Source organism: Isoptericola sp. NPDC019571 (assembly GCF_044389385.1).
Classification (GTDB): domain Bacteria; phylum Actinomycetota; class Actinomycetes; order Actinomycetales; family Cellulomonadaceae; genus Isoptericola; species Isoptericola nanjingensis.
In genome coordinates, this window is the sequence record NZ_JBIRXZ010000006.1 from 238,222 (window position 1) to 263,808 (window position 25,587).

Below are 25,587 nucleotides of genomic sequence, written 5' to 3' on the forward strand. Positions count from 1 at the left end.
TGTCCGACCGGCGCCGTTGCTAGCGTCTGCCCCATGGCTGAACCCATGGCTGAACCCACGGCCGAACCCACGGCCGAACCCACGGCCGACGTGCGCGTCGAGGAAGACCTGCTCGGACCGAAGGAGGTCCCTGCGCAGGCGTACTACGGGATCCACACCGTCCGGGCGATCGAGAACTTCCCCATCTCCGGGACGACCATCAACGACGTGCCGGAGATGATCCGCGGCATGGTGATGGTGAAGAAGGCGGCGGCGCTCGCGAACCGGGAGCTGCGCGCCATCCAGCGGGACATCGCGGACGCCATCATCGGCGCGTGCGACGAGGTGCTGGTCCAGGGCAGGTGCATGGACCAGTTCCCGATCGACGTGTTCCAGGGCGGCGCGGGCACCAGCGTCAACATGAACACCAACGAGGTCGTCGCGAACCTCGCGCTGGAGCTGTCCGGCTTCCCCCGCGGCCGCTACGACGTCATCAACCCGAACGACCACGTCAACAAGTCCCAGTCCACGAACGACGCCTACCCCACGGGCTTCCGCCTGGCCGTCCACGCCCTGACCGAGTCGCTCGTGGTGGCCGTGCGGCGGCTGTCGCGGGCGTTCGACGAGAAGGCGTCGGAGTTCGCGGACCTGCCGAAGATGGGCCGCACCCAGCTGCAGGACGCGGTACCGATGAGCCTGGGGCAGGAGTTCGCCGGGTTCTCGGTGAACGTCGCCGAGGAGGTCAAGCGCCTGCGGAACGCGGCCGACCTGCTGCTCGAGGTGAACCTGGGCGCGACGGCGATCGGCACGAGCCTCAACACCCCGCCCGGCTACCCGAAGGTCGCGGCGCGGCGGCTCGCGGAGGTGTCCGGGCTCGCCACGGTGCCGGCGGAGAACCTCGTCGAGGCCACGTACGACAACGGCGCGTACCTGGCCGTGCACTCCGCGGTGAAGCGGCTCGCGGCCAAGCTGTCGAAGATCTGCAACGACCTGCGCCTGCTGTCCTCCGGGCCGCGCGCGGGGCTCAACGAGATCAACCTGCCCGAGCTGCAGGCCGGCTCGTCGATCATGCCCGCCAAGGTGAACCCGGTGATCCCCGAGGTGGTCAACCAGGTGTGCTTCAAGGTGATGGGCAACGACGTCACCATCACGCACGCCGCCGAGGCCGGGCAGCTCCAGCTCAACGTCATGGAGCCCGTGCTGGCGGAGTCCATGTTCGAGTCGATCCGGCTGCTCACCAACGCGTGCGACGCGCTGCGCACCAAGTGCGTCGTGGGGATCACGGCCAACGCCGACGTGATGCGCCAGCACGTGCTCGGCTCCATCGGCATCGTCACGTACCTCAACGAGGTGATCGGGCACCACAACGGCGACCTCGTCGGCAAGGAGGCCGCCCGCACCGGCGCCTCGGTGCGCGACGTCGTCGTCGCGCGCGGCCTGCTCACCGCCGACGAGGTCGACTCGATCCTCACCACCGAGAACTTCCTGCACCCGCGCTACAGCGGCCGCTTCTACGCGCCGGACGAGCGCGGCATCCCGGCCCCCGGCGATGAGGGCGAGTCGTCGCGGGTCGTGGAGTCCGACGACGCGACGGGGGCGCCTTCGGACCCGGAGCACGAGCACGACGACGCCCCTGCCGACGAGGAGGGTGAGGCCGCTCGGTGATCGTCGTCCAGTTCGCCGTCGTCCTGGTCTTCGTCTTCATCGGGGCGCGCCTCGGCGGGATCGGGATCGGGCTGGCGGGCGGCGCCGGCGTCATCGTCCTCGGGCTGCTCGGCCTCGAGGTGGACCCGGCGACGGGTGTCCCCTGGGACGTGCTGGGCATCATCATGTGCGTCATCGCGGCCATCGCCGCGATGCAGGCCGCCGGCGGGCTGGACTACCTCGTGGCGAAGACGGAGGTGCTGCTGCGCGCCCGCCCGCGCAGCATCACCTTCCTCGCCCCGCTCGTCACGTACGTGATGACGGTGTTCTCCGGCACGGGCCAGGTCGCCTTCTCCACGCTCCCGGTGATCGCGGAGGTGGCGAAGGAGTCGAACGTGCGGCCGTCGCGGCCGCTGTCCATCGCGGTCGTGGCGTCGCAGATGGCGATCGCGGCGTCGCCCATCTCCGCGGCGGTGGTGGCGATGGCCGCCGTCGTCGAGCCCCTGGGCGTCGACTACCTCACGCTGCTGACGGTGGCGGGGGTGTCCACGTTGGTGGGCTGCATGGTCGGCGCCGTCGTCGCGTCCCGGCAGGGCGTCGAGCTGCAGGACGACCCGGTGTACCAGGAGCGGCTCGCGAAGGGGCTGGTGAAACGGCGCGAGCGCACGGAGTTCGTCGCGAAGCCGCGGGCGCTGCTGTCGCTGATCATCTTCGCGGCGGCGCTGCTCGTCGTCGTGCTCTACTCCACGGCCGTGTCCGACTCGGTCGGGCTGATCGAGGACCCGACCATCACGCGCAGCGGCGCCATCATGACGTTCATGCTGCTGGCGGGGCTTCTCATCGCCCTGCTCTGCAAGATCGACGTCAGCACGGTCATCACGCAGCAGACGTTCCGCAGCGGCATGAGCGCCGCCGTCTGCATCATCGGCGTCGCCTGGCTGGGCAACACGTTCGTGCAGGGCCACGCCGCCGAGATCGAGGAGCTGGGCGGCGACATCATCCAGCGCTACCCGTGGATGCTCGCCGTCGTGCTGCTGCTCGCGTCCGCGCTGCTGTACTCGCAGGCCGCGACGACGATCGCCCTCATGCCTGTGGCCGCCGGCATGGGCGTGGCGGCGACGACGATGGTCGCGTCGTTCCCCGCCGTCACCGGCCTGTTCCTGCTGCCCACCTACACGACGGTCGTCGCCGCCATCGAGCTCGACGACACCGGCACCACCCGCATCGGGAAGTACCTGTTCAACCACTCGTTCATGGTGCCGGGGCTGGTGGCCGTCGCGACCGCCGTCGCCATTGGCTTCGGCTTGGCGCCGCTGCTGATCTGAGCATCACGTCGACCGGCTTCGTGAGGTCGCTTCGTAGCGAGCAGCACGTCGTTCACCGACGATGCGCAGTCTTCCCACATCGACAAGACGTTTGAGTGCCGCCCGAGCCTGCGTCGGAGAGGTCTGGCAGAGGCCAGCCGCCTGGCCCCGTGTGATCGAGCCGTAGGCACTGACATAGTCCAAGATCATGCGCTCTTGTTGAAGCGGGTCCACGCCCTTGATCCGCACGTAAGCGTCACGATCTTGCGCGACGTCGTAGAAGCGTGCCGTGAGATGGAACTTGCGGCTTCGGCCGTTGCCTCGCGCCTCGAGGATCCCCAGTTCGACGAGCCTTGTCGTGACACGCCGAACAGCCGGTGTCGGCAAGGAAAGTATGCTCGCGATCCCCGGCCCGGACTCTGAACCGGCGGCCTTGACCTCGTGCACCACCCGAAGCTCGTCGAGGTCGAGGGGTCGCTGGTGCGAGTCCTCCCAGGTGAGCAGGAAGCGCACGAGATCGATGTCGGCTGAGCCCAAAGACACTGCCACCAACACTGAGTCGGGCGTGGTTCGGGAGTAGTCGGGAGCGTCTCGACCTGCTCGAAGCTGCTGCTCGAACATGTCGTTGACGCCTTTGCCCCGACGCTCGACGAGGCCTGCCCGCTTGAAGGCTGCCGCAAGTATCGGGCTGCGAGGTCGAGATTGTTCGAGGATGTTGTCGATCGTCACGCCGGGCGGGAGGCTGCCTGGGTTCGCGACGACGAACTCACCAGCCGTCATCTGTACTCGGGTGGGTCCGAGCGCCGCGTAATCGCGATGCACCAACGCGTTCGCGATCGCTTCGCGGCGAGTCACCGAAGGGATGAGAGGTATCTCGATCCTGTGGAGCCCAGCAAGCAACTCGGTCGTGGAGTTGCGCGCGTCGAGGAGTTCCCCCAGATCGGACGCGACCCGCAGGAGCGGACCGACCACGCGATGATTCACGGCGTCATCTGTCCCCCGTAGATCCTGAAAGAGGAACTCTGCGTTCGGGATCCACCGTTGGACGGCGGCTTCCTGGCCGAACAGGAGAACGGCGCCCAGGCTGACGGGTGCCGTCAACGGCACCAGTCCGAGCGCCTTGAGCACGTCGGAGTCGGAGAGTCGTCCCAGGTCATCACCGCTGGCGGCACACATCGCTCGGAAGCGATCGAACTCCCGCGGGTCGAGGTCGCTCATCGTCGCCTCCGAGGCGACAGCCGCGGCATAGTCCTGCCCCCGGGTGACCATCCCCATGCTGACGATCTCGTGCGCGGTCATCGGAGCACACTGCGGTTGTCCCGTGGCGTCGATGGCACGCCGGGTGAACACGCCTTCTTTCGTACCCACGGGTCCTGGATCGGCGCGGGGTACGTCGACGCGCACGACCTCTAGCCCTTCGATCAGGTCGACACTGACTCGAACGGCCAGGGGCGGTTCGGTCAGATTCTGTATGACTGCGGCGACGCGCTCCGGCACCGTCGCTCTCCCGTGCCGTGGTCGAGCCCCGACCACTGTCCCGTCGTCGTCGACAGTCATCGTGATACACATTTATGAGACCGGCAAGACCTTCACGCACGGAGCCATAACTTTTGAAACGTTTGGCGCCGATCAGACGTCGAGCCACGGCGCGCGGGCGTACTCCTCGTCCGTGACGTGCTCCAGCCAGGTGGTCGTGGCCGCCGGGTCGTCGGCGTTCTCGAGCATCGCCAGGTGCTCCATGAAGTCGTCCGGTGAGGCCCCGTGCCAGTGCTCCTCCCCCGGCGGGCAGTACACGGTCTCCCCGGGCCGGGCCTCGACGACGACGCCGTCGCGCGTGCCGACCAGCGCCACGCCCGACACGACGTGCAGCGTCTGCCCGCGGGCGTGCGAGTGCCACGCGGTGCGGGCCGCGGGCGCGAACCGCACCAGCGCCACGACCATCCGCTGGTCGCCCTCCTGCGGCGTGACGATCGGGTCGAGCCACACGTCGCCGCGGAACTGCTCGGGCGGGTTCTTGGTGGTCGCCGGGCGGGGGAGCTTCTTCATCGGTCGGTGGCTCCTTCTCGGGTGGAGGCGTCCTCGGCGGGCGCCGCGAGCGTGGTCGCCGCCCACGACGCGAGCAGCGCGAGCCCGTCCGCTGACGGCGAACCGGGCTGCGCGGTGTAGACGTTCATCTGCAGGCCCGGGTCGGCGGGGAGCACGAGCGCCTCGTAGTCGAGCTCGAGCAGGCCGACGGCGGGGTGGTGGAACGCCTTCGTGCCCGTGCGGTGCAGCCGCACGTCGTGCGACGCCCAGAGGCGGCGGAAGTCCTCGCTGCGGGTGGACAGCTCGCCCACGAGGGCGGTGAGGGCCTTGTCGTACGGATTCTTGCCCGCCTCGGCGCGCAGGATCGCGACGGCGTCGTGCGCCATCCGCGGCGACTTCTCGCCGAAGAACGCGGCCGCGGCGTCGGGGTCGAGGAAGTGGAAGCGGGCGCTGTTGACCGGCTTGCCCGCGACCTGCTCCCGCGAGTCGTACAGCGGCGCGTACAGGGCGCGGCCCAGGACGTTCGTGCCGAGGACGTCGAGCCGGCCGTTGCGGACGAAGGCGGGGACGTCGCCCATCGCGTCGAGGATCCGCTGCACGGACGGTCGCACCGAGCCGGCGGGCGTGCGGCGCGCTCGCGACCGGGCCGCGCCGGAGGCGTTGGCGGCCCGCGCGAGGTCGAACAGGTGCAGCCGCTCCGCCTCGTCGAGCTGGAGCGCCTCCGCGAGCGACTCCAGCACCTCCTCGGACACGCCGCCGAGGTTCCCGCGCTCCAGCCGGGTGTAGTAGTCGACGCTCACGCCCGCGAGCATCGCCACCTCCTCGCGCCGCAGCCCCGGCACGCGCCGGTTGCCGCCGTACGCGGGCAGGCCGGCCTTGTCCGGGGTGATCCGCGCCCGGCGGGTGGCCAGGAACTCGCGCGTCTCCGCCTTCAGGTCCATGCCCTCGACGGTACGTCGAAGCCCTCGGGGCCGGGAGGTACTGGCGTTACCGGGCACGTCCGGGACTCCCCGCCGCCCCGACCGGGCGTCGACTGGTCGCCATGACCAGTTTCTCGCGGATTCGCGGCGCCACGTCCGTGGGTTCGCGGCGGCTCGGCATGACGAGCACACGCAGGTTCAGGGGTTTGACCAGCCAGGTACCAGCAGGGTCTCCCAGGATCGGCGACACGTTCGTAGCGTGGACGACATGACGAACCCCGTCCCCACCCTCACGCTTCACCACGGCGTCACCATGCCCGCCCTCGGGTACGGCGTCTTCCAGACCCCGCCGGACGAGACCGTCGCGGCGACCGTCGAGGCGCTGCGCGTCGGCTACCGGCACGTCGACACCGCCGCCGCCTACGGCAACGAGCGCGAGGTCGGCGAGGCGCTGCGCCGCTCCGGCGTCCCGCGCGACGAGGTCTTCCTCGAGACGAAGGTCTGGATCAGCGACTACGGCTACGACGCGACGCTGCACGCGTTCGACAAGTCCGCCGGCAAGCTCGGCGTCGACACCATCGACCTGCTGATCCTGCACCAGGCGCTGCCGAGCCGGTTCGACCTCACCGTCGAGGCCTACCAGGCCCTCGAGACGCTGCTCGCCGACGGCAAGGTCCGCGCCATCGGCGTCAGCAACTTCATGCCCGAGCACCTGGACCGGCTCCTGGCCGAGACCTCCGTCGTGCCGGCGGTGAACCAGGTCGAGGTGCACCCGTACTTCCGCCAGCCCGACGTCCTCGCCGCAAACGCGAAGCACGGCATCCTCACCCAGGCCTGGTCGCCCATCGGCGGCATCACGTTCTACCGAGACACCGGCCACACCAGCACGCTGCAGGACCCGACGATCGTTGGCCTCGCGGAGGCGCACGGCGCGACGCCCGCACAGGTGATGCTGCGCTGGCACCTGCAGCAGGGCCGCTCCGCCATCCCCAAGTCGGTCACCCCGAGCCGCATCGCGGAGAACCTCGACGTCACGGGCTTCGAGCTGTCGGCCGACGAGCTGGCCGCGATCGACGCCCTCGACACCGGCCGGCGCGGCGGCCCTGAGCCCGACGCCATCACCCTCGAGACCTTCGGCCGCGAGATCCCGGAGGCCTGACCGATGCCCCTCGCCGCTACCTCGCTCGCCGCCACCGACCCGGAGCTCGTCGCGATCGCCGACCGGTTCGCCGACGACGTCGAGCGCGACGCCCCGCTCGACCCGCGCCTGCGGGCCCTGCTCCGGGTCGCGGCGCTCGTCGCCACCGGCGGCACCGCCGTCCTGCGGGTCGAGATCGACGACGCGCTCGCCGCCGGCGTCACGCCCGTCGCGCTGAAGGAGGTGCTGTGCCAGGCGGTCCCGTACGCGGGGCTCGGCCGGGCGGTCGACGCGCTGGTCGTGGCGAACGAGCTGCTCGCCGACCGCGACGTCGAGCTCCCCCTGCCCGGGCAGGCCACGGTGACGCCCGCGACCCGCGCCGCCGACGGCCTCGCCGTCCAGAAGCGCATCGTGGGCGCCGACGCGGTCGACGCCATGCACGCGAACGCCCCCGCCGACGAGCAGCACGTGCAGCGTGCCCTGGCCGCGCACTGCTTCGGCGACCACTACACGCGCGGCGGCCTCGACGTGCCGACCCGCGAACTGGTCACGCTGGCGCTGCTCGTCGCCCTCGGCGGCGCCGACCCGCAGGTGGCCGGGCACGTGCGCGCGAACCTCAACGTCGGCAACGATCGCGCCACGCTGGTCGCGGTCGTCACCCAGCTGCTGCCCGTCGTCGGCTACCCGCGCGCGCTCAACGCCCTGCGCGCCGTCGACGACGTCGCCCCGTTCACCCCCGAGCCCCCCACCGAGGAGGAGTCATGACCGACTGGAACCCCGCCGACCTGGCGGCGATCGACGGCGACGGCGAGCTCCGCGTCGCGGCGCACCGGCCCGACGGCTCGCTCCGCACGCCCCGGATCGTGTGGCACGTCGTCGTCGACGGCGCGTTGTACCTGCGGTCGGTGCGCGGCGCCGAGGGGGCCTGGTACCGGGGCGTGCAGCGCACCGGTACCGGCGTGATCGACGCCGGCGGCGTCCGCGCGGAGGTGACCTTCACCCGGGACGACGCCCACGACGACGCCGTCGACCGCGCCTACCACGCCAAGTACGGCGACGGCTCGGCGGTCCGCTCGATCACGAGCCCGACCGCGACGTCGACCACGCTGCGCGTGGACCCGCGCTGACCTTCCTGCGGTCGCGACCCCCGGGTGCGACCCCCGGCGGCGGGGCCCACCATCGAGGAGGTATCGGAGGTGGGCCCATGAGCACCCGTGACGACGTGGCAGAGCAGCTCGCGCCGCCCCCGCCGACCGACTTCGGGCTCCGGGCCGAGCACGGCCGCGCCGCCCGACGCCGCGCCCCGAGGTCGTCCCACGCGGGGTGGGCGCCCCCGCCTGACCGCCCCGACCCGGTCGCCCTGCTCGAGGAGCAGGAGGCGACCCGGGAGCCGGACCTCGTGCCGATCCGTCACCGCCGGATGATGGTGTCGCCGTTCACCTTCTACCGGGGCGCTGCGCTGCTCATGGCGACCGACCTGGCCCGCACTCCCGTGTCGGGGATCGTCACCCAGGTCTGCGGCGACGCGCACCTGTCGAACTTCGGCGTCTTCGGCACGCCGGAGCGGGCGATGGTGTTCGACATCAACGACTTCGACGAGACCCTCCCCGGCCCGTGGGAGTGGGACGTGAAGCGGCTGGTCGCCAGCGTCGAGGTGGCGGGCCGGCACCGCGGGTTCGACGCCGGACAGCGCCGCGACCTCGACCTCGCCGTCGTGCGGGCCTACCGCGAGCGCCTGCTGCGGCTGGCCGGGTCCGGTGTGCTCGAGGGGTGGTACGACCGGCTCGACGCGGACCGCGTCGTGGCCTGGATCAAGACGGAGCACCGCGCCAAGCGCCTCGGCCGCAAGCAGGTGGAGCGGATGGAGGCGGACCTCGCGAAGGCCCGCACGAAGGACAGCACGCGTGCCGCCGCCAAGCTCGTGGAGGTGGTCGACGGCGAGCCGCGGATCGCCGCCAGCCCACCGCTCGTCGTCCCGGTCGAGGACCTCGTGCCCCTCGCACGCGACCGGGAGCGGGCGGAGGACTGGATGCGGGGCCTGATCGCGTCGTACCTGTCGACGCTCCAGCCGGAGCGCCACCCGATGGCGGAGTTCTCCTACGTGCACATGGCGCGCAAGGTCGTCGGCGTCGGCAGCGTGGGCACGCGCGCGTGGGTGGTGCTGCTGCGCGGCCGGGACGAGGCCGACACCCTCGTGCTGCAGGCCAAGCAGGCGGAGCGGTCGGTGCTGGAGCGCTTCCTCCCGCCGAGCCGGTACGACAACCACGGCGAGCGGGTCGTGCGCGGGCAGCGGCTCATGCAGGCGGCGGGCGACGTCTTCCTCGGCTGGCAGCGCGTCGCCGGCGTCGACGGCGTCGTCCGCGACTACTACCTCCGCCAGCTCTACGACTGGAAGGGCGGCGTCGACGTCGAGGTGATGGACGCCGCGGGCGCGCGCGCCTACGCCCAGCTCTGCGGCGAGGCGCTCGCGCGGGCCCACGCCCGCACCGGCGACCGCATCGCCCTCGCCGCCTACCTCGGCCGCAACGACGTCTTCGACCGGGCGGTCGCGGACTTCGCCGCCGACTACGCGGACCAGAACGACCGCGACTACGCCGCCTTCCTGGACGCGGTCGCGTCAGGCCGGCTCGCTGCCGCGGAGGCATGACCACCGACCACCGACCACCGACCACCGACCACCGACCACCGACCACCGACCACCGACCACCGACCACCGACCAGCAGGAGACCGCACATGCACACCCGCACCCTCGGACAGGGCCTCGACGTCTCGGCGATCGGCCTCGGCGCCATGGGCATGTCCCAGAGCTACGGGCCGAACCCGGGCAGCCGCGACGACATGATCGGCGTCCTGCGCGGCGCCGTCGACCGCGGCGTCACGTTCGTCGACACCGCCGAGGTGTACGGCCCGTACGTCAACGAGGAGCTCGTCGGGGAGGCCCTGGCGCCCGTCCGCGACGCCGTGGTGATCGCCACCAAGTTCGGCTGGGACATCCGCGACGGCCGCAGCGTGGGCCTCGACAGCCGGCCCGAGCAGGTCCGCCGCGTCGCCGACGCCTCGCTGCGCCGGCTGCGCACCGACCGGATCGACCTGTTCTACCAGCACCGCGTGGACCCCGACGTGCCGATCGAGGACGTCGCGGGCACGGTCGGCGAGCTGGTCGCCGAGGGCAAGGTGCGCCACCTGGGGCTCTCCGAGGCGTCGGCCGCGACGATCCGCCGCGCCCACGCCGTGCACCCCGTGACCGCCGTGCAGAGCGAGTACTCCCTGTGGACGCGCGACCCGGAGGCCGAGGTGCTGCCCGCCCTCGCCGAGCTGGGGATCGGGTTCGTCCCGTTCAGCCCGCTGGGCAAGGGGTTCCTCACGGGCACGGTCGACCCCGGCACGTCCTTCACGCACGGGGACATCCGTCGCACGATCCCTCGGTTCACCGCAGAGAACCGGGCCGCGAACCTCGCCCTGGTCGACCACGTCCGCGCGCTCGCCGACGCGAAGGGCGCCACGCCCGGCCAGGTCGCGCTCGCGTGGCTGCTCGCCCAGCAGCCGTGGGTCGTGCCCATCCCTGGTACCCGACGCCTCGAACGCGTCGAGGAGAACGCCGCCGCCACCGCCGTCGCCCTGTCGGCGGACGAGCGGGCGGGCCTGGACGCCCTCGCCGCCCGGCTCGGCGTGCACGGCAACCGGTACAACGACTTGCACCTGGGGCTCGTCGGGCGGTGACCGACGCGCGTGCTCAGGGACGCCCGGACCAGACCATCCCGAGGCTCTGCGGCGCGGACTCGACGAACCCGAGGCTGCGGTACAGCGGGCGGCCCGGCGCGTCCGCCATGAGCGTGACGTACGGGTGCGCGGGCGCGCGCTCGTCGATCTGGGCGAGCAGCCACTCGAGCACCTGTCGTCCCAGTCCCTGCCGCTGGTGGTCGGGCAGGGTCGCCATGTCGGCGACGTGGAAGTACCAGCCGCCGTCGCCGAGCACCCGCCCCATCGCGACCGCCTCGCCCGTCGGCCGGTGCCTGACGTGGACGAACGCCCAGCTGTTCGCGACCGCGTAGCCGGCCTGCTCGGCCGTCTTCGGGCTGAGGCCCGAGTCCCGACGCAGGCGCAGGTACGCGTCGACGTCGGGCGCGGTGGGGACGAGCTCGTACGGGTCGTTCGCGGCGGCCATGCGGTCACCCTAGGCGGGCTCAGACGTCCGTGCCGCGGACGACGGCGGTGCACTCGCGCTGCAGCTCGTCGTCCTGCCACATGGCGTGCTGCGGCGCGGCGTTGGAGCACACGACCGAGCCCCAGGCGCCGACGTCGGCCGCGTGCCGCACGGCGTCCCGGCAGATCTGCGCCCCGACCGGCCCCTCCTCGAACCGGGTGTCGCGCGGCGTGTAGCCCACCCAGCCCTCCCCGAGCACGAGCGGGATCCCGAGCCGGGCGGCGTGGTCGGCCGCGACGCCGATCCACTCGCGCAGCCGCTCCGCCATCGCGATGCGGTGCGCGCCGTAGCGCTCGTACAGCCACCGGTCCACGGCCTGCGGGTCGCACCAGTCGTGCACGTAGATCTCGGCGTGGCCGACGATCGACGCGCGCCGCTTCCACTCCTCGTCCGGCGGCGGCGCCCACTCGCCGAGCCGCGGCGCTCCGGGCCGGAGCAGCTCGGCGTCGGCCCGCGCCTGCGGGAAGTCGGCGGGGTCGCCGCGCAGCGCGAACTCGCGGACCAGGTCGTCCAGGACCCCGTAGACGTACGGGTGGACGCCGAGCACCTGGGCGTTGCGCGGCAGGCCCCGCATCGCGGTGACCGGGACGGCGGCGTAGTTCGGGCCGCAGAGCACGCCGGGGTGGCGCGCGGAGAACGCGGCGATGCCGCGCTCGAGCCGGTCGCGCAGCTCGACGACCGGGTCCTCGACGCCGGGCAGCCCGGCGGTGAGGTGCCCGGCCTGGACCTCGTTGTGCGGCTCGACGTATGCCAGCACGTGGTCGAGCCCCTCGTCCCGCAGCAGGTCCACGAGGTCGGCCATCGCCTCGCCGAGCACGGTGAGACGGTCCTCGGGATCCACGGCCTGGAGGGCGTCGTACCAGGCGCGGTCGGCCGCGAACGCCGGGCTCTGCTGGTACTCCCACGACGACGCGATCACCGTCATGCCGTGCCGCTCGGCGCCGCGGAACAGCTCCAGCAGGTGCGCGCGGGCGTCGATCGTCGTCGGCTCGCGCACGTCGTACCAGCGCACCCGCGACGCGTAGCCGCCGCCGATCGGCCCGAGCCGCAGGGCGGTCGTGTCGAGGCCGGACCGGAACAGCAGGAACGGCATCGCGCAGACCCGCACGGCGTTGTACCCGAGCTCCACCGCGCGGGCGAACGCCGCGTCCAGGTCCTCGAAGGGCTCCCCCGGCCCGGTGCGCACGTACCAGGAGAAGTCCCACAGCGTGATCGCCAGCCGCCCGGGCAGGTGTGCGGGCACCCCCGCGGCGGCCGCGGTCCCCGTCACCGCGCCCGCGCCCGCGCCCGTCACCATGCGGGCCGCCGTGCCGCTCATGCCCCCTCCCCCACGGCCAGGACCACGCGCGCCACCCGGACGACGTCGACCGCGGCGACGGCGATCCCGTCGGGCACGTCGCGCACCGACGGGTCCACCCAGACGCCGGTCGCGGCGCGCCACGGCAGCAGCTCCAGCGTCAGGCCGTCGCGGGCGACGTCGTCGCGCCACGGCGTGAGGTCGACGTCCCACTCGCGGCCGTGCCAGAAGTGGTCGCTCACGACGACGTCGCCGCCCGCTCCGTGCACGACGGCGCGGCCCACGTCGCCCTTCCACGCGACGCGCAGCAGTGCGCGGTCGACGCCGCCCAGCGCGTCGGCGGGCACGTCCAGGGGCACGCGGGCCGCGCCGGAGAAGTCGGTCGGCGCGCCGAGCCGGTCCATCGGGCCGCCGCGCGTCGGCTCCGGCGGCGCGGGGGCGTCCGGGTGCAGGTCCGTCGCGACCCGGCGACTCCCGGCAGCGGGCACGGCGAGCGTCCACGACGACCACAGGCCGGCGGCGCCGGACGGGTCGAGGTGGGCCTCGTCGCCGCCCGCCACCTCGAGGGTCCGGGGCGCGGGCAGCATCGACACCGTGACCGCCGGGTCCTCCGTGTGCACGACGAGCGCGCCGTCGAGCGCGTGCACCGGGGCGTCGGCGAGGACGAGGCGCTCGCGGCCGCCGACGTCGAGCCGGTACAGGCGGTTCGCGGACGCCTCGTCGAGCACCAGGACGTCGACCTCTCCGGACGGGCCGCGCAGACGCACGACCGTCTCTGGCCCCGGCTCGCCGACCAGGTCGAGGACGGTCACACCGTCCTCGGCGCGCGCCTCGACCGGGCCGGTCGCGGCGACGTCACCGTCGACAGCGAGCTCGACGGGCACGCCGTCGGTCGCGACGAGCACGACGAGGTACCGCCCGGCGTCGATCCGTGTGAGGACCTGCGCCGTCGCGCTGCGCAGCACGAGCCCGTCGGCGAGCGGGTACCGGACGGGCCAGGCCACGGAGACGCCCGCGGGCAGGTCGACGGGACGCGTGGGCACGGTCAGCGTCGCGTCGTCGAGCTCGACGGCGACCCGGACGCCCGGCTGCGGCGGCAGCGGCCGGCGCGCCGGCTGGTACGTGGTGAGGAAGACGTACCCGCGGTGCCCGTCCGACCGCACCGACCAGCGCAGCTCGTCCGGTTCCTCGCTCCCGCCGCCCACGGTCGTGGTCATGGCCGCGAGCGCCGCCCCGTCCGCCTGCAGCCACAGGTGCTGGCGGCGCAGCAGGTGGTGGTGGCGGCGCACCTGGCCGTGCTCGCCGACGGGGGCCCCGAAGTCGTAGGTGCGCGTGGGCACGTCGTTCGGGTAGCCGGTGGCATGCGACTCCTGCTCGGTGCCGCGCGGCCCCACGCGCTGCGTGCCGCCGGCGTACATGTAGTACCCCTGCCACACGGAGCCGCTGCCGATCTTCGCCAGCGCGAGAGCGGCCACGTCGTCCGGCGTCACCAGCGGCCGCCGGTGGTAGGCGACGTGCATCCCGCCGCCCAGCTCGCACGTCGCGTACGGCAGGGCGTCGTCGTCCTTCAGGGGGACGGCGTCGGGCGCGACGACGACGCCGTCGAGGGCCTCGCGCAGGTCGGCGCCCACGCTGAGGTCGTCGCGCACCGTGCTGTACCGGAAGTGCACCGGCGAGAACGCCGGCCACTCGGTCTCGCCGTCCTCCCAGAACCCGTCGGCGTACGCGGAGTAGAGCGGCAGCAGGGTGGCCGGCACCTGCGCGCCGCCCCACCCGGTCGCGGTCCACAGCGGCACGCGCAGGCCCAGCTCCTCGGCAGTCGTACGCAGGGTGGCCAGGTGCTCGGGCTGGTCGTAGAGCTCGTTGTCCACCTGGGCCCCCACGACGGGTCCGCCCTCGGCGTGGGTCAAGCCGTCGAGCTGCGCGACCGTCTGCGCGTAGTAGGCGCGGACCAGCTCCAGGTACGCCGGGTCGTTCGTGCGCGTCGCCAGCCCGCGCTCGACGAGCCAGTCGGGGAAGCCGCCGTACCGCGCCTCGCCGTGGGCCCAAGGCCCGAGCCGCACGACGACGTCCAGACCGTGCCGCCCGGCGAGCTCGACGAAGGCACGAAGGTCGAGGTTCCCGTCCCAGCGGAAGTCGCCCGGCGCGGGCTCGTGCGCCTGCCAGAACACGTACGTGGCGACGGAGTCCAGCCCGCCCGCCCTCGCGTGCCCCAGCACCTCGGACCAGCGTTCCCGCGGGACGCGCGAGTAGTGCACCTCGCCCGTCACCGGGAACCAGGGCGCCCCGGCCCGCTCGAGGTACCGGCTGGTCACCGCCACCAGGTCCGGCGCACCGGGCGGGTCGCCCAGCTCGAGGTGGTCGCGGCGCGGCGGGGACGGACGGTCGACCCGCACGCGGTGCGTGACGGACCGTCGGCTGTCGAGGGCGTCGGGCATGGGCTCTCTCCTTCGAGAAGCGGGGTCGGGTCGGGGCCGGTCAGGCCGAGGCGGTGGCGGCGACGTGCCGGTCGAGGGCCGCGAGCTGGTCCCGCAGGGCACGGACCCGGTCGTCGTGGTCGTCCTGCACGTCGTGGGCGAACAGCAGCATGGCGGGCAGCGACGTCGCGAAGTAGTCGACGGTCGCCCGGTGGCCGGACTCCTCCTGGACGTACCGCGCGAGGCCGTCGCGCAGCCGCCGCGCCTCGTCGTCGCGGCCGAGCCTGCGCAGCGCGAGCACGGAGGCCCCCGTCCGCTCGGAGAACTCCTGGACGGCCATGCCCTCGAAGTCGCCCTGCTGGTCGGCCGCGGTGCGCCAGGCGTCCCGGGCCTCGTCGGCCCGCGACGGGTCGACGACGGAGAGCGCGTCGAGCGCGTCGCCGAGGAGCAGGTGCAGGTCGGCGGTGTTGGCGAGCGGGTGGCGCGCCTCCCCGAGCGACTGCGGCGGAGTGAGGGCCGCGGTGGCATGCCCCAGCCCGGCCGCGGCGTCGCCGCCGTCCAGGGCCTGGCGGCCGAGGTCCAGGTGCGCGGCGTCCCAGGCCGCCAGCACGCGCCCCTCCCCGCCCTCCCACGGCTGGAAGGACCGGCCGGCCAGGACGTCGAGCGCCTCCGCCGCGCGGCCGAGCGCGGTGAGCAGCTCCGCGAGCTGCACGGACAGGTCGTCCCGGGCGCCGACCAGGTCGGGGCGGTCGAGCAGCGTCGCCAGCCGGCGCTCCGGGGCCGTGCCCCGCCGCGCCTCGAGCTGGTCCGCCTCGTACAGCAGGCGGGCGTCATCGGGGGCGAGGTCCCGCGCCCGGGCGTACCAGCCGGCCGCCGCCGCGGCGTCCCCGCGCACGTTGTAGGCCGCGACGCCGAGGTTCCGCAGCACGACGGGGTCGGTCCCGTCGCCCGCCGCCGCGACCTCCCAGGCCCCGACCGCGTCCTCGCGGCGGCCCGCCGCGTAGAGGCGGTGCCCGGCGAGCCCCGCGACGAGCGGGTCCTGCGGCCAGGCCCGGCGCAGCCGCGCGAGGGCGTCGTCGTCCGTGGCGGCCGGGAACGCCCAGCCGCGCGGGGCGCGCCGGGCCCGCTCGAGCGCGTCAGCCGCGGCCGCCCGGTCGCCGCGGGCCAGCTCGAGGTCGGCGCGGTGCAGCAGCGCGAGCACGCGAACGTCCCGCTGCCCGCGCGGGGACGGGCGCGTCGCGACGTCCTCCAGCAGCTCGACGGCGTCCGCGACCTCGCCCGCCGACGCGTGCTCCAGCGCGACGTCGAGCGCGATCGTCGGGTCTGAGGTCGGGCCGGCCGGCATGTCGGCGAGCCCGAGCCGGGCGCCGAGGTCGCGTGCCCACGCGTCGAGGGGGTCGACGGCGAGCGTCCCGCGCACCAGGTCGCGGGCGCGGTCCGCGTCCCCGACCCGCCGCGCGGTGATCGCCGCGAGGTTGCGCCCCTGCACGTGCTCGGGGCTGCGGCGCAGCAGCGCGTCCAGCCCCTCCGCGGCCTCGCCGTCGCGCCCCTCGGCGAGATCGAGGCGCGCCGTGGCGACGGCCGCGGCGTCCCGCCACGCCTGGTCCCACGACGCCGTCCCCAGCGCCTCGCGCGCCTCGGCAGTCCGGCCCTGCCGGGCGAGGACCACGCCCAGCCGGTAGTGCGCCTCGCCGTCGCGCGGGTTGGGGTTGCGCACCGTGAGTCGCGCCGTCGCGGTGCGCAGCAGCCGCTCGGCCTCGTCGAGCCGGCCGGCGCGCGCCCGCCGGGCCGCGAGCGCCGTCGCGCACCGCGCGTCCCCGGGATCGCGGCGCAGCGCCTCCGCCCAGTACGGCTCCGGCGAGCGCGTCGCGTGCCGGTACTGCTCCAGGTGCAGCCCGGTGACGTACAGCTCGTCGACGGAGCCGATCTCCGCCGGCGCGGGCGGCTCGGTGGCTGGTGCCGGTGCGGGGGCGTCGGGGTCCGCCGCGGCCCGCGGACGCCAGGCCACGAGGGTCGCGCCGGCGTGCTCCACGACCAGCTCGTAGGCGGTGGGGTCGACGCCGGCGGGCCCCGACAGCTCGCGGACCAGCGGCGCGCCGGGCGCGACGTCGGCCCGCTCGTCCAGCAGCACCTCGCCGCCGGCGCGCAGCACGACCCGCGCCCCGGGCCGCGGGGACGTCGCCGCGACGCCGACGCGGACCGCCGTGCCCTCGACGTCGAGCCGGACGGCGGCCTCCCGCGTCGCCTGGTGCACCGGGCCGACGTCCTGGATCGGGTACCAGTACTGCGAGAAGGCCGTCGTCTCGCCCGGGCGCAGGAACGCGAAGTCGGGCTGGTTGTCGGTGAAGACGCCCGCCATGAGCTCCACGTACGGGCCGCCCGTGTCCGTGAGGTGCCGGTCCCACGCCCAGCCGAACGGCGCGTTCCCCCACGTCCACATCTTCTTGCCGGGCGAGACGCGGTGGTCCGCCCAGTGCACGAACCCGGCGCCCGCCGCATGGTCGTAGCCGCCGAAGAAGTCGTCCTGCGACCCCAGGCACATGTACGACGTCGGCACGGGGATGTTGCGGTACCGGTCCAGGCGGTCGCCGTCCGGCCGCTCGGGCGTGCGCCGCGCCGGGTAGTCGACGCCGTAGTAGCGGTCCGACGCCGCGGGGAAGGTCGTCACGGCGCGCTTGGCGTGGTCGGCGACGACCGTCACGTCCGTGGGGAAGAACGCCTGGTAGTCGTCGTGCACCGCCGCGGCCACGTTGGCCCACCACAGGAACGTCTGCACGTCGTCGGTGCGGTTGACGAGACGGACGCGCAGCTCGACGAGCGCGCTGTCCGGGCGCAGCCGCACCCCGTGCATCCCCTGCATGCGCGCGAACGGGTCGTGGTCGGAGCACCAGACGGTGACCGCCCCGTCGGGCTCCTCCTCGATCCACGACTCGGTCGGCAGGAAGGTGGCCGGGCGGTGGTGCTGCGGCCAGTTGAGCTCGACACCGCCCGAGAGCCACGGCCCGAGCAGCCCCACCAGCGCGGGCTTGATGACGTCGTTGCGGTAGAAGAAGTCGTAGCCGCGCGTGCGGTCCAGGCCCACGTGGATGCGCCCGCCGAGCTCGGGCAGCACCATGAGCCGCACGAACGCGTTCTCCAGGTGGACCGCGTCCCACTCGCGCGGGGCCTTCTGCTGCTCGACACGGTCCACGAACGGCATCGGGTACACCGCCCCCGACGACCCCTGGTACACCCGCTGGTCCAGGTACGCCGGGTACCGGTCCGGCTCGCCGATGTCGTACGTGTCGATGGACACCGGTTCGCGCCACCCGCGCACGGGCCGGTCGGCGAGGCTGTCCGGGACGGCCGGCAGGACGATCCGCGACTCTTCTCCTGGCATGGGACGAACGTAGGCCGCTTGGCCGCGCGGCACGATGGGCGATTCCCTGGCGCACATGGACGAAACGACGGTCGACGCCGCTGCGGCGCTCCGGGACGGCTTCGCGGGTCAGCGCATGGTCGTCGTACCGCGCCCGACGGTGCGCGCGGCGCTCGCGCGCCCCGTGACCGGACGCCTCCTCGTCACCGACGCGGGCTTCTTCCCCCACGCCGCTCGGCACGGGCGCGCGCGGCCCGAGGGCGCGCGGCAGCACGTCCTGCTGGTCTGCACCGACGGGTCCGGGTGGTGCCGCACGCCGGACGGGCGGACGGCCGTCCGGCCGGGGGACGTCGTCCTGCTGCCCGCCGGCACGGCCCACGAGTACGCCGCCGCGGACGACGACCCCTGGACACTCTGGTGGCTGCACGTGACCGGGCGGGACGCGGACGAACTCGTCGGCGCCGCCCGCGACGCCGCCGGGGGCCCGGTCTCGCACCTCCGCGAACCGGCGTCCGTGGCGAGCCTCGTCTCGCAGGCCATCGACGCCCTCGACGACGGCACGGCGGGCGGGCTGGTGCGCGCCGGCGGGGCCGCCTGGCACGCCCTCGCGCAGGTCGTGGCCACGGGGCGCCGTTCCCCGGGCCCCGCACCGGACCCCGTCGAGCGCGCCGTCGAGCACCTACGGTCGACCGCCCCGCGCCGGACGTCGGTGGAGTCGCTGGCGGCCATGGTCGGGCTGAGCCCGTCGCAGCTCGGCAGCCTGTTCCGGGCACAGGTCGGCACCTCGCCGCTGCGCTATCAGACCGGGCTGCGGATGGCCCGGGCGCGAGAACTCCTCGACAGCACGGACCTCCCGGTGACAGCCGTCGCGCAGGCCAGCGGGTACGACGACGCCCTGTACTTCTCGCGCCAGTTCACCCGCGTGCACGGGTCGTCACCGACCACCTATCGCGCCCGGGGCCGCTAGGCGGGAGGGCCGAGGTCCCGGCGCGGCAGGGTCGAGCGCCCCTCAGGCGGAGGCGTCCCCCTGGATCAGGCGGCGGTTCCAGCGTCGCTGCCACTCGACGTTGTCCCAGCCGGGGTGGTGGGGCGCCGAGTTGGAGCCGAGGACGGCGCCCCAGGCGCCGAGCTCGATGCACCGGGTGATCGCTCGTTCGGCGATACCCTGCCCGACGGGGCCGTCCTCGAACTCGGCGAGCAGCGGGGTGTAACCGACCCAGCCCTCGCCGATCACGAGAGGGGTGCTCGTGCGCTGCGCGTGGCGCGCCAGCACGTCGAGCCGCTCGTCGACCGCGGTGCTCATGGCCTCGCGCCACTGACCGTAGTTCTCGTACAGCCACCGGTCCCAGCGTGCGGTGTCCATCCAGTCGTGGCTGTAGAACATGCTCGCGGAGACGCCGGTGGCGGACAGACGCCAGGGGTCGACCGTGCCCTCGTACGACGCCACGTCGGGGGCGTCGTCGCGCAGCAGGGACCGCAGCTCCGGGGAGGGGAAGCCCTCCGTCGAGCGCACCCCCGCCCACTTCTCGAGCGCGCCGAGCACGCCGTAGACGTAGACGTGGAAGTGGGCGACCTCGCCGTTGTCGGGGACGGCGGCGATGTCGAGGTGCGGCGGGATGCCGTAGCAGCTCGTGGCCAGGATGTCGGGGTGGCGCTGCTGCATGCGGGTGACCGCAGACTCCACGAACGGGCGCTGCGGCCAGTAGACGTCGGACGGGCCGCCACCGCCCGCCAGGGAGAGGCGGCTCAGGTCGACCTCGTTGTGCAGCTCCGCGTAGGCGATGCGCTCGGCCAGGCCGTGGTCCTTGAGGAACTGCACGAGGTCGGACATGGCGTCGGCCATGACGCGGTGACGGTCGTCGGGATCCACCGCCATGAGGGCCTCGTACCACTCCGGCCCCTCGAGGAATGCCGGGCTCTGCTGGTACTCCCAGGACGACAGGATGACGTAGCAGCCGTGGCGCTCCGCCGCCCGGAAGAGCTTCAGGAGACGGGCCCGCCCGTCCAGGACGGCCCCGCCGGCGGCGTCGTACCACCGCGTCCGGACCCCGACGTCGCCGCCCATGCTCGTGAGGCGCAGCGCGGAGGTGTCGATGCGGTGCTCGCCGAAGAGGAGGAACGGCATCGCGCAGATGCGCACGGTGTTGTAGCCCCGCTCGACGGCCTGCCCGAACGCGGCGTCGAGGTCGGCGAACGGCTCACCCGGGGTGGTCTGGGTGTACCAGGTGAAGTCCCACAGGCTGATCGTCAGGCGGGTGGGGAGGTGCGAGGGCACCCTCGACGCGGGGTGGGGCACGGCGCGGCCTTCCGGTGATCGGGTGTCGTGCTGGTCAGTCGTGCGATGCGACCGAGGCACGAGGACCGCGACGCCGCCGTGGCGTCGCCCCCTCGTCCTCGAGCGGCCTGACGATCACGGTAGGGACCCCGCGCGGGGGCGGGGAATGTCCGATCCGGCGGACGACATGGACGAATCAGCGGTCGCCCGCGTCCGCCCGCTCGAGCACGAACAGCCGCACCACCCGCCCGGACTCCCGCTCGTAGGCGCGGTACCCCGGCCACTGCGCCTCGATGCGCGCCCACAGCGCGTCCCGGTCGCCGTCGTCGGTGACAGGCGTCGCGCGGACATCGAAGCGCCGGCCGCGGACGCTGACGGCGGCGTCCGGGTGCGCGAGCAGGTTGTACGTCCACGCAGGGTGCCGGTCGCGCGCGAACGACGTGCCGGCGACCACGAGCCTCCCCCGGCCCACCGGTGTGTACATGAGGTACGTGTCGCGCGGCTCGCCCGACCGGGCCCCGACGGTGTGCAGCACCAGCGAGGGCACCAGCACGGCGGAGAGCTGGAACCGCCCGCGCGTGAGCCGCGCCAGTGCGCGCTCCACGGGCGGCAGGGCGGCGGGGGCGACGGCCCGGAACGCGCGCGTCCGGGTGATCGGCGCGACGACGGACCGGACGACGTGCAGCACGCTGGCCATGCCCCATCCTGGCGGGTGCCCGGCCACGCACGGAAGGCTCGCCTCCCCCGTTCACATCTGTGCACGCCGACTAGTCGGCACGGCAGATCGTTGACCGTGATACCGGTCCGCACGTTCCCTGAACCCGTCGAGCTGGTTCACCTGGGACGAAGGAGACGCCGATGGCGACCTCAGCGCACGAGCACGGGGCACGGGCAGGGACGGACACGCCGAGGACCGGGCAGAGATGCCGGCGGGCCTCCGGCTACGGCCTCACGGCGCTCGTCGTCGCCGGTCTCGTCATGACGGGGATGCCCTCCGTCGCGTCGGCGCAGACGGCCGGCACCGCGCAGCAGTCTCCGGCGGTGACCGCGACCACGCCGACCCCGGGCGGCGAGACCACGACGGACACGCCCGCGCTGGTCACCGGGCTGGAAGAGAAGGCCGACGCGTCGGCCACCCCCGCCACGGCCGCGCGGGGCTACCTCAAGTCCCGCAAGGCCCGCTTCCACATCGCCGACCCGGCCACCACCCTGAAGGCCGCCGGCACCGAGAGCGCCGACGGCCAGGAGGTCGTCCGCCTGCAGCAGCAGTACCAGGGCGTCGACGTCCTCGGCGGCGAGTACGTGGTCCGGATGGAGAAGTCCGGCGGCCGGCGCACGGTCACCGGCACGTCGGGGAAGTACTACACCGACCTGGAGCTGGACACCGTGACCCCGGCCGTCTCGGAGAAGGTCGCGGTCCGGCGCGCGGTCGCCGCCGTCGCCGGCACCCCCGGGGGGATGCTCCGCAAGGACACGCCCGAGACCCTCACGTCGTTCAGCGGCGAGTCGCAGGGCGTGGCCATCCTCCCGCAGGGGGACGGCGTGCTGACCCGCCACATCACCGTCACCGGCGTGGACGCCGACGGGATGCCGGTCAGGCAGGAGGTGTACGTGGACGGCGCCGGCGGCTTCCCGGTGCTGCAGTACAGCGCGATCAAGACCTTCGGTGCGCCGGACGGCGACCCCGCCGCCGCGGCGGCCGGGTCCGCCTCGACCGCCGAGGCCCCGGAGGCGGCCTTGAGCTCCACGCCGGGCTCCGTCGTGGGGACCGGCGTCCGCTACGACGGCGAGACGGTCGACCTCGGCCTCTACCAGGCCGGCGCGGACAAGCCCTTCCAGATGCTCGACTACACCCGCCGGGCCGAGGACAAGCCGTTCGAGGGCCCGCTGATCAAGACCTACGACGCCCACGGCGCCGAGGCCGCCTACGCCTCCGGCGTCTGGCCCAGCCAGGCGACGATCGGCGAGAGCGCCACCGCAGACCTCGGCCAGGAGTTCACCGACTCCGGCATGGTCGACGCGCACTGGGCGGCCGGCCAGGTCTACGACTACTACAAGGACACCTTCGGCCGGGCCGGGCTCGACGGGCGGGACGGTTTCATCAACTCGATCGTGGGCGTCACCTCGAACGGCGGCCCCTACAACAACGCCTTCTGGGACGGCCAGAAGATGGTCTACGGCCAGGGCGGCGGCGACTTCCGCACCTTCTCGGCGGACACCGACGTCGTCGGCCACGAGATGACCCACGGGGTCGTCGAGCACACCGCGAACCTCGTGTACGTGGGCCAGTCCGGGGCGATGAACGAGGCCGTCGCCGACTACTTCGGCAACGCGATCGACCTCGAGGCGGGCGGCGTCTCGATGGACGACCCGGACGCCGCGCTCCTCGGCGAGGACCTGTGCACGACCGCCGCCCCGAGGGACTGCGCGCTGCGCGACCTGAACGACGGCGCCACCACCTTCGCCGACTTCGTCGGCGCCGGCATCAGCGGCGACAACGGCGGCGTGCACCTCAACTCCACGATCTTCTCGGGCTCCCTGTGGGACGTCCGGGAACGGCTCGGCTCCGAGCTCGCCGACCAGATCGTCTACCGTGCGCTGTCCGCGTACATGACCCCGCTCGACGACTTCCTCGACGGTCGCGCGGCCGTCGTCGCCGCCGCGAAGGAGCTGGGCGCCACCAAGGCGCAGCTGAAGATCGTCAACGGTGCCTTCGACGCGCACGGCATCGTGGCCGGCTGGGAGAAGACGCTCGGCGTCGACAGCGACCTCCTGATCGCGGACGTCAACGTCGGCGACACCGGGGTCGGCGCCGGCGGCGGCAGGTACGCCGTCTCGCGGAGCAACGAGGACGGCTCGATGCCGTACTCGGTGTGGGTGGGCAGGACCGACGGCAAGGGCCGGCCGGAGCTCGTGAGCGGCAACAACGGCAGCTTCAACGTGTACGCCGACACCGACGGCACCACCGTCGTCTGGGCCGAGTACACCGGCAGCTCGATCGACATCTGGTCGCGTGCCGTAGCCGGTGGCCTGCCGAAGCGGGTCGTCTTCAGCCACAACGGGCCCGTCGGGTCCCTGGCCGTCGACGGCGACCTCGCGGTCCGGACCGTGACCGACTACACCACCGGCACCCAGCACGTCGGGTGGGTGAACCTGAAGACCGGCGCGTCCGGCCTGGTCGACCCCGGCACCCCCGCGGTGTCCACGGCGCTGCCCTCGGTCAAGGACGGCAAGATCGCCTACGCGAAGCTCTGGTACACGGCGGACGGCCCGCGGCTCGGCGTCGAGGTCTTCGACACCGTCGCCGGCACCAAGACCCTCATGCCGATGGACAACGCCACGGTGATGGGCATCGGGCAGACCGCTGTCACCGACGACGGCGTCGTCTGGATCGAGGACACGGACATCACCGACGCTGGCCAGGCCGCGGTGCGCAAGGCGTCCTTCGACGGCTCCACGCCGGTGACGCTGGCCCCGGAGGCGCCCACCAGCACGCTCTACCCCTACACGCTGACGGCGTCCGGCACCGCGGTGACGATCACGTCGATCCCGCCGGCGACGACGTGGGCCAACGCGACGCTGCCGAAGCTCTTCCAGGTCGGCGCCGACGGCACGAAGGGCACGCAGCGGATGTCCTGCAGCCGCGGCGAGCAGATGTTCGCCGCCGCCGACGAGGGCTCCCGCGTGCTGTGGTTGGACGGCACCACCAGCCACACCAACCTGGTCAAGCGGGACCGCCCGGTCGGCAGGTGCTGACCTGTCGTTCCTGACAGGCCGCGGCCGGGTGCCCCACGGGGGCGCCCGGCCGCGGTCGTGCGCGGACGACGTGTCGGCTTGTCTCCCCTGTCGCCAGACCGCACACTCCGGGCGTGCCCACCGCCGAGCCCGACCGCCCGCGGACCGAGGACGGGACCGCCCCCGTCGACCTCGGGTCCGACCCGCCCGAGCTGTCCCGGCTCGGGCTGGACGACGACATGCTGCGGCTGTACCGCGCGGCCCTACGCACCGGCGCGACGGCGTCGGGCGAGCTGGCCGCGCTGTCGGGCCTCGACCTCGACCGGACGGAGCGCGGGCTGGCGCGGCTCGCCGCGGACGGCTTCCTCACGGCGTTCGGGGCGGTGGCCCCGCGCGCGGCTCTGCGGACCGTCGTCACGCGGCGGATGGCCGAGCTCGCGGAGCAGGAGGCCGAGCTGCGCACGGTGGACGCGATGGTCGACGGCCTGGCGGACGGGCTGTGGCCCTCCGACGCGCGCCTGCCCGTCGGCGACGCCAGCCTCGTGGTCGGCACGCCAGAGATCGCGCGTCTCACGACCCACCTCGTGATGTCCGCGCGGCACGAGGTGCTCGTGCTGGACACGCCGCCGTACGTGCAGATCGGGACCGGTCGCTCGGACGCCTCGTCCGCGCACTTCAGCGTCGGCGCGGACGACGACGTCGACCAGGCGCTCGCCCGCGGCGTCGTCTCGCGGCGCATCGTCTCCCAGGACGGGCTCGACACGCCCGGGCGGGCCGAGGGGATCCTCGAGCTCGGGGGCGCAGGGATGACCGTCCGCGTGCGCGCGACGCTGCCTACGAAGCTCCTGGTCGTGGACCGCGAGACCGCGCTGCTGCCGCCGTCGTCGTCCGCCGACGCCGCCACCACGGCCCTGGTGCTGCGCGGCGGAGTGCTCGCGCACGTCCTCGTGCCGCTCTTCGAGGCCCTGTGGGAGGACGCGGTGCCGGTCGTGGCACCGCCGGGCGACGCCCCGCACCCGGACGGCGCGCTCACCACCGAGGAGCGCGAGCTCCTGACGATGCTGGCGGCGGGCCTCAAGGACGAGGCCGTGGCGCGCCAGCTGGACGTGCACGTGGCCACGGCCCGCCGCCGCATCACGGCGCTGCTGGCGCGCCTCGGGGCGAGCAGCCGGTTCCAGGCCGGCGTGCAGGCGGCCCGGCGCGGCTGGCTGGCGGACTCCTGACATCGGGCCAGGGGAGCCGTCCGGTCAACGGGGCGGGCGCAACACCTCTGACCGAGCAGGCACAGGC

General features: G+C 73.7%; 19 protein-coding genes. 10 read left to right on the plus strand and 9 right to left on the minus strand.

Going from position 1 to position 25,587, the window contains the following annotated elements:
* Positions 1-45: 45 nt before the first annotated feature.
* Positions 46-1,644 (plus strand): aspartate ammonia-lyase, encoded by a 1,599-nt coding sequence (gene aspA / locus ACH443_RS13110; RefSeq protein ID WP_430590583.1) that lies wholly within the window; start codon positions 46-48, stop codon positions 1,642-1,644.
* A complete protein-coding gene (locus ACH443_RS13115) occupies positions 1,641-2,948 on the plus strand; it encodes an anaerobic C4-dicarboxylate transporter (RefSeq protein WP_430590554.1) in 1,308 nt (435 codons plus the stop codon). The genes aspA and ACH443_RS13115 overlap by 4 nt, the downstream gene beginning before the upstream one ends.
* 3 nt (positions 2,949-2,951) lie before the next feature.
* Here ACH443_RS13115 and ACH443_RS13120 read toward each other — a convergent pair whose 3' ends face one another.
* The 3 genes from ACH443_RS13120 to ACH443_RS13130 form a co-directional block, all read right to left on the minus strand.
* Complete coding sequence (locus tag ACH443_RS13120; protein WP_430590555.1) at positions 2,952-4,226, minus strand: ATP-binding protein; 1,275 nt, start codon at positions 4,224-4,226, stop codon at positions 2,952-2,954.
* A gap of 330 nt (positions 4,227-4,556) precedes the next feature.
* Positions 4,557-4,973 carry a cupin domain-containing protein gene (locus ACH443_RS13125; RefSeq protein WP_430563377.1) on the minus strand — a complete coding sequence of 139 codons (417 nt, stop codon included), beginning with the start codon at positions 4,971-4,973 and terminating at the stop codon, positions 4,557-4,559.
* Positions 4,970-5,893 carry a helix-turn-helix transcriptional regulator gene (locus tag ACH443_RS13130; RefSeq protein WP_430590556.1) on the minus strand — a complete coding sequence of 308 codons (924 nt, stop codon included), beginning with the start codon at positions 5,891-5,893 and terminating at the stop codon, positions 4,970-4,972. Before ACH443_RS13130 ends, ACH443_RS13125 begins: the two co-directional genes overlap by 4 nt.
* A 247-nt stretch (positions 5,894-6,140) precedes the next feature.
* Between ACH443_RS13130 and ACH443_RS13135 the strand changes: the two genes are divergently transcribed.
* The 5 genes from ACH443_RS13135 to ACH443_RS13155 all read left to right on the plus strand — a co-directional run bounded on the left by ACH443_RS13135 (position 6,141) and on the right by ACH443_RS13155 (position 10,731).
* Positions 6,141-7,031, plus strand: coding sequence for an aldo/keto reductase (locus tag ACH443_RS13135; RefSeq protein WP_430590557.1), 891 nt, complete (start codon positions 6,141-6,143; stop codon positions 7,029-7,031).
* Between the two features lie 3 nt (positions 7,032-7,034).
* Complete coding sequence (locus tag ACH443_RS13140; RefSeq protein ID WP_430590558.1) at positions 7,035-7,775, plus strand: carboxymuconolactone decarboxylase family protein; 741 nt, start codon at positions 7,035-7,037, stop codon at positions 7,773-7,775.
* Complete coding sequence (locus ACH443_RS13145) at positions 7,772-8,137, plus strand: DUF2255 family protein (protein WP_430590559.1); 366 nt, start codon at positions 7,772-7,774, stop codon at positions 8,135-8,137. The genes ACH443_RS13140 and ACH443_RS13145 overlap by 4 nt, the downstream gene beginning before the upstream one ends.
* A gap of 77 nt (positions 8,138-8,214) precedes the next feature.
* On the plus strand, positions 8,215-9,657 hold the full coding sequence (locus tag ACH443_RS13150; protein ID WP_430557378.1) for a DUF2252 domain-containing protein: 1,443 nt from the start codon (positions 8,215-8,217) through the stop codon (positions 9,655-9,657).
* Between the two features lie 87 nt (positions 9,658-9,744).
* Positions 9,745-10,731 carry an aldo/keto reductase gene (locus tag ACH443_RS13155; protein WP_430590560.1) on the plus strand — a complete coding sequence of 329 codons (987 nt, stop codon included), beginning with the start codon at positions 9,745-9,747 and terminating at the stop codon, positions 10,729-10,731.
* Positions 10,732-10,744: 13 nt separating this feature from the next.
* Here the strand turns inward: ACH443_RS13155 and ACH443_RS13160 are convergent, their stop codons facing one another.
* From ACH443_RS13160 to ACH443_RS13175, 4 genes are read right to left on the minus strand one after another with little or no spacing between them, the layout of a single operon-like run.
* Positions 10,745-11,176, minus strand: a complete 432-nt coding sequence (locus ACH443_RS13160) for a GNAT family N-acetyltransferase (RefSeq protein WP_430590561.1) — start codon at positions 11,174-11,176, stop codon at positions 10,745-10,747.
* A 19-nt stretch (positions 11,177-11,195) separates the two neighbouring features.
* Positions 11,196-12,533 carry a cellulase-like family protein gene (locus ACH443_RS13165; RefSeq protein ID WP_430590562.1) on the minus strand — a complete coding sequence of 446 codons (1,338 nt, stop codon included), beginning with the start codon at positions 12,531-12,533 and terminating at the stop codon, positions 11,196-11,198.
* Entirely contained in the window at positions 12,530-14,950 is a 2,421-nt protein-coding gene (locus tag ACH443_RS13170) for a beta-galactosidase (protein ID WP_430590563.1), read from the minus strand. The genes ACH443_RS13165 and ACH443_RS13170 overlap by 4 nt, the downstream gene beginning before the upstream one ends.
* Before the next feature lie 40 nt (positions 14,951-14,990).
* On the minus strand, positions 14,991-18,308 hold the full coding sequence (locus tag ACH443_RS13175; protein WP_430590564.1) for a DUF5107 domain-containing protein: 3,318 nt from the start codon (positions 18,306-18,308) through the stop codon (positions 14,991-14,993).
* A gap of 55 nt (positions 18,309-18,363) precedes the next feature.
* Between ACH443_RS13175 and ACH443_RS13180 the strand changes: the two genes are divergently transcribed.
* Positions 18,364-19,254, plus strand: coding sequence for a helix-turn-helix domain-containing protein (locus ACH443_RS13180; protein ID WP_430590565.1), 891 nt, complete (start codon positions 18,364-18,366; stop codon positions 19,252-19,254).
* A gap of 42 nt (positions 19,255-19,296) precedes the next feature.
* On the opposite strand, the gene ACH443_RS13185 is transcribed toward ACH443_RS13180, so the two are convergent.
* Together ACH443_RS13185 and ACH443_RS13190 are read right to left on the minus strand one after the other, a co-directional pair.
* Positions 19,297-20,583 carry a cellulase-like family protein gene (locus ACH443_RS13185; protein ID WP_430590566.1) on the minus strand — a complete coding sequence of 429 codons (1,287 nt, stop codon included), beginning with the start codon at positions 20,581-20,583 and terminating at the stop codon, positions 19,297-19,299.
* A 175-nt stretch (positions 20,584-20,758) separates the two neighbouring features.
* Complete coding sequence (locus ACH443_RS13190; RefSeq protein WP_429766342.1) at positions 20,759-21,259, minus strand: nitroreductase family deazaflavin-dependent oxidoreductase; 501 nt, start codon at positions 21,257-21,259, stop codon at positions 20,759-20,761.
* Positions 21,260-21,420: 161 nt separating this feature from the next.
* Here ACH443_RS13190 and ACH443_RS13195 point away from each other — a divergent pair, with 161 nt between their 5' ends.
* Both ACH443_RS13195 and ACH443_RS13200 read left to right on the plus strand, forming a co-directional pair.
* On the plus strand, positions 21,421-24,318 hold the full coding sequence (locus ACH443_RS13195; protein ID WP_430590567.1) for a M4 family metallopeptidase: 2,898 nt from the start codon (positions 21,421-21,423) through the stop codon (positions 24,316-24,318).
* Positions 24,319-24,431: 113 nt separating this feature from the next.
* Entirely contained in the window at positions 24,432-25,520 is a 1,089-nt protein-coding gene (locus ACH443_RS13200; protein ID WP_430590568.1) for a LuxR C-terminal-related transcriptional regulator, read from the plus strand.
* The last annotated feature ends 67 nt before the right edge of the window (positions 25,521-25,587 follow it).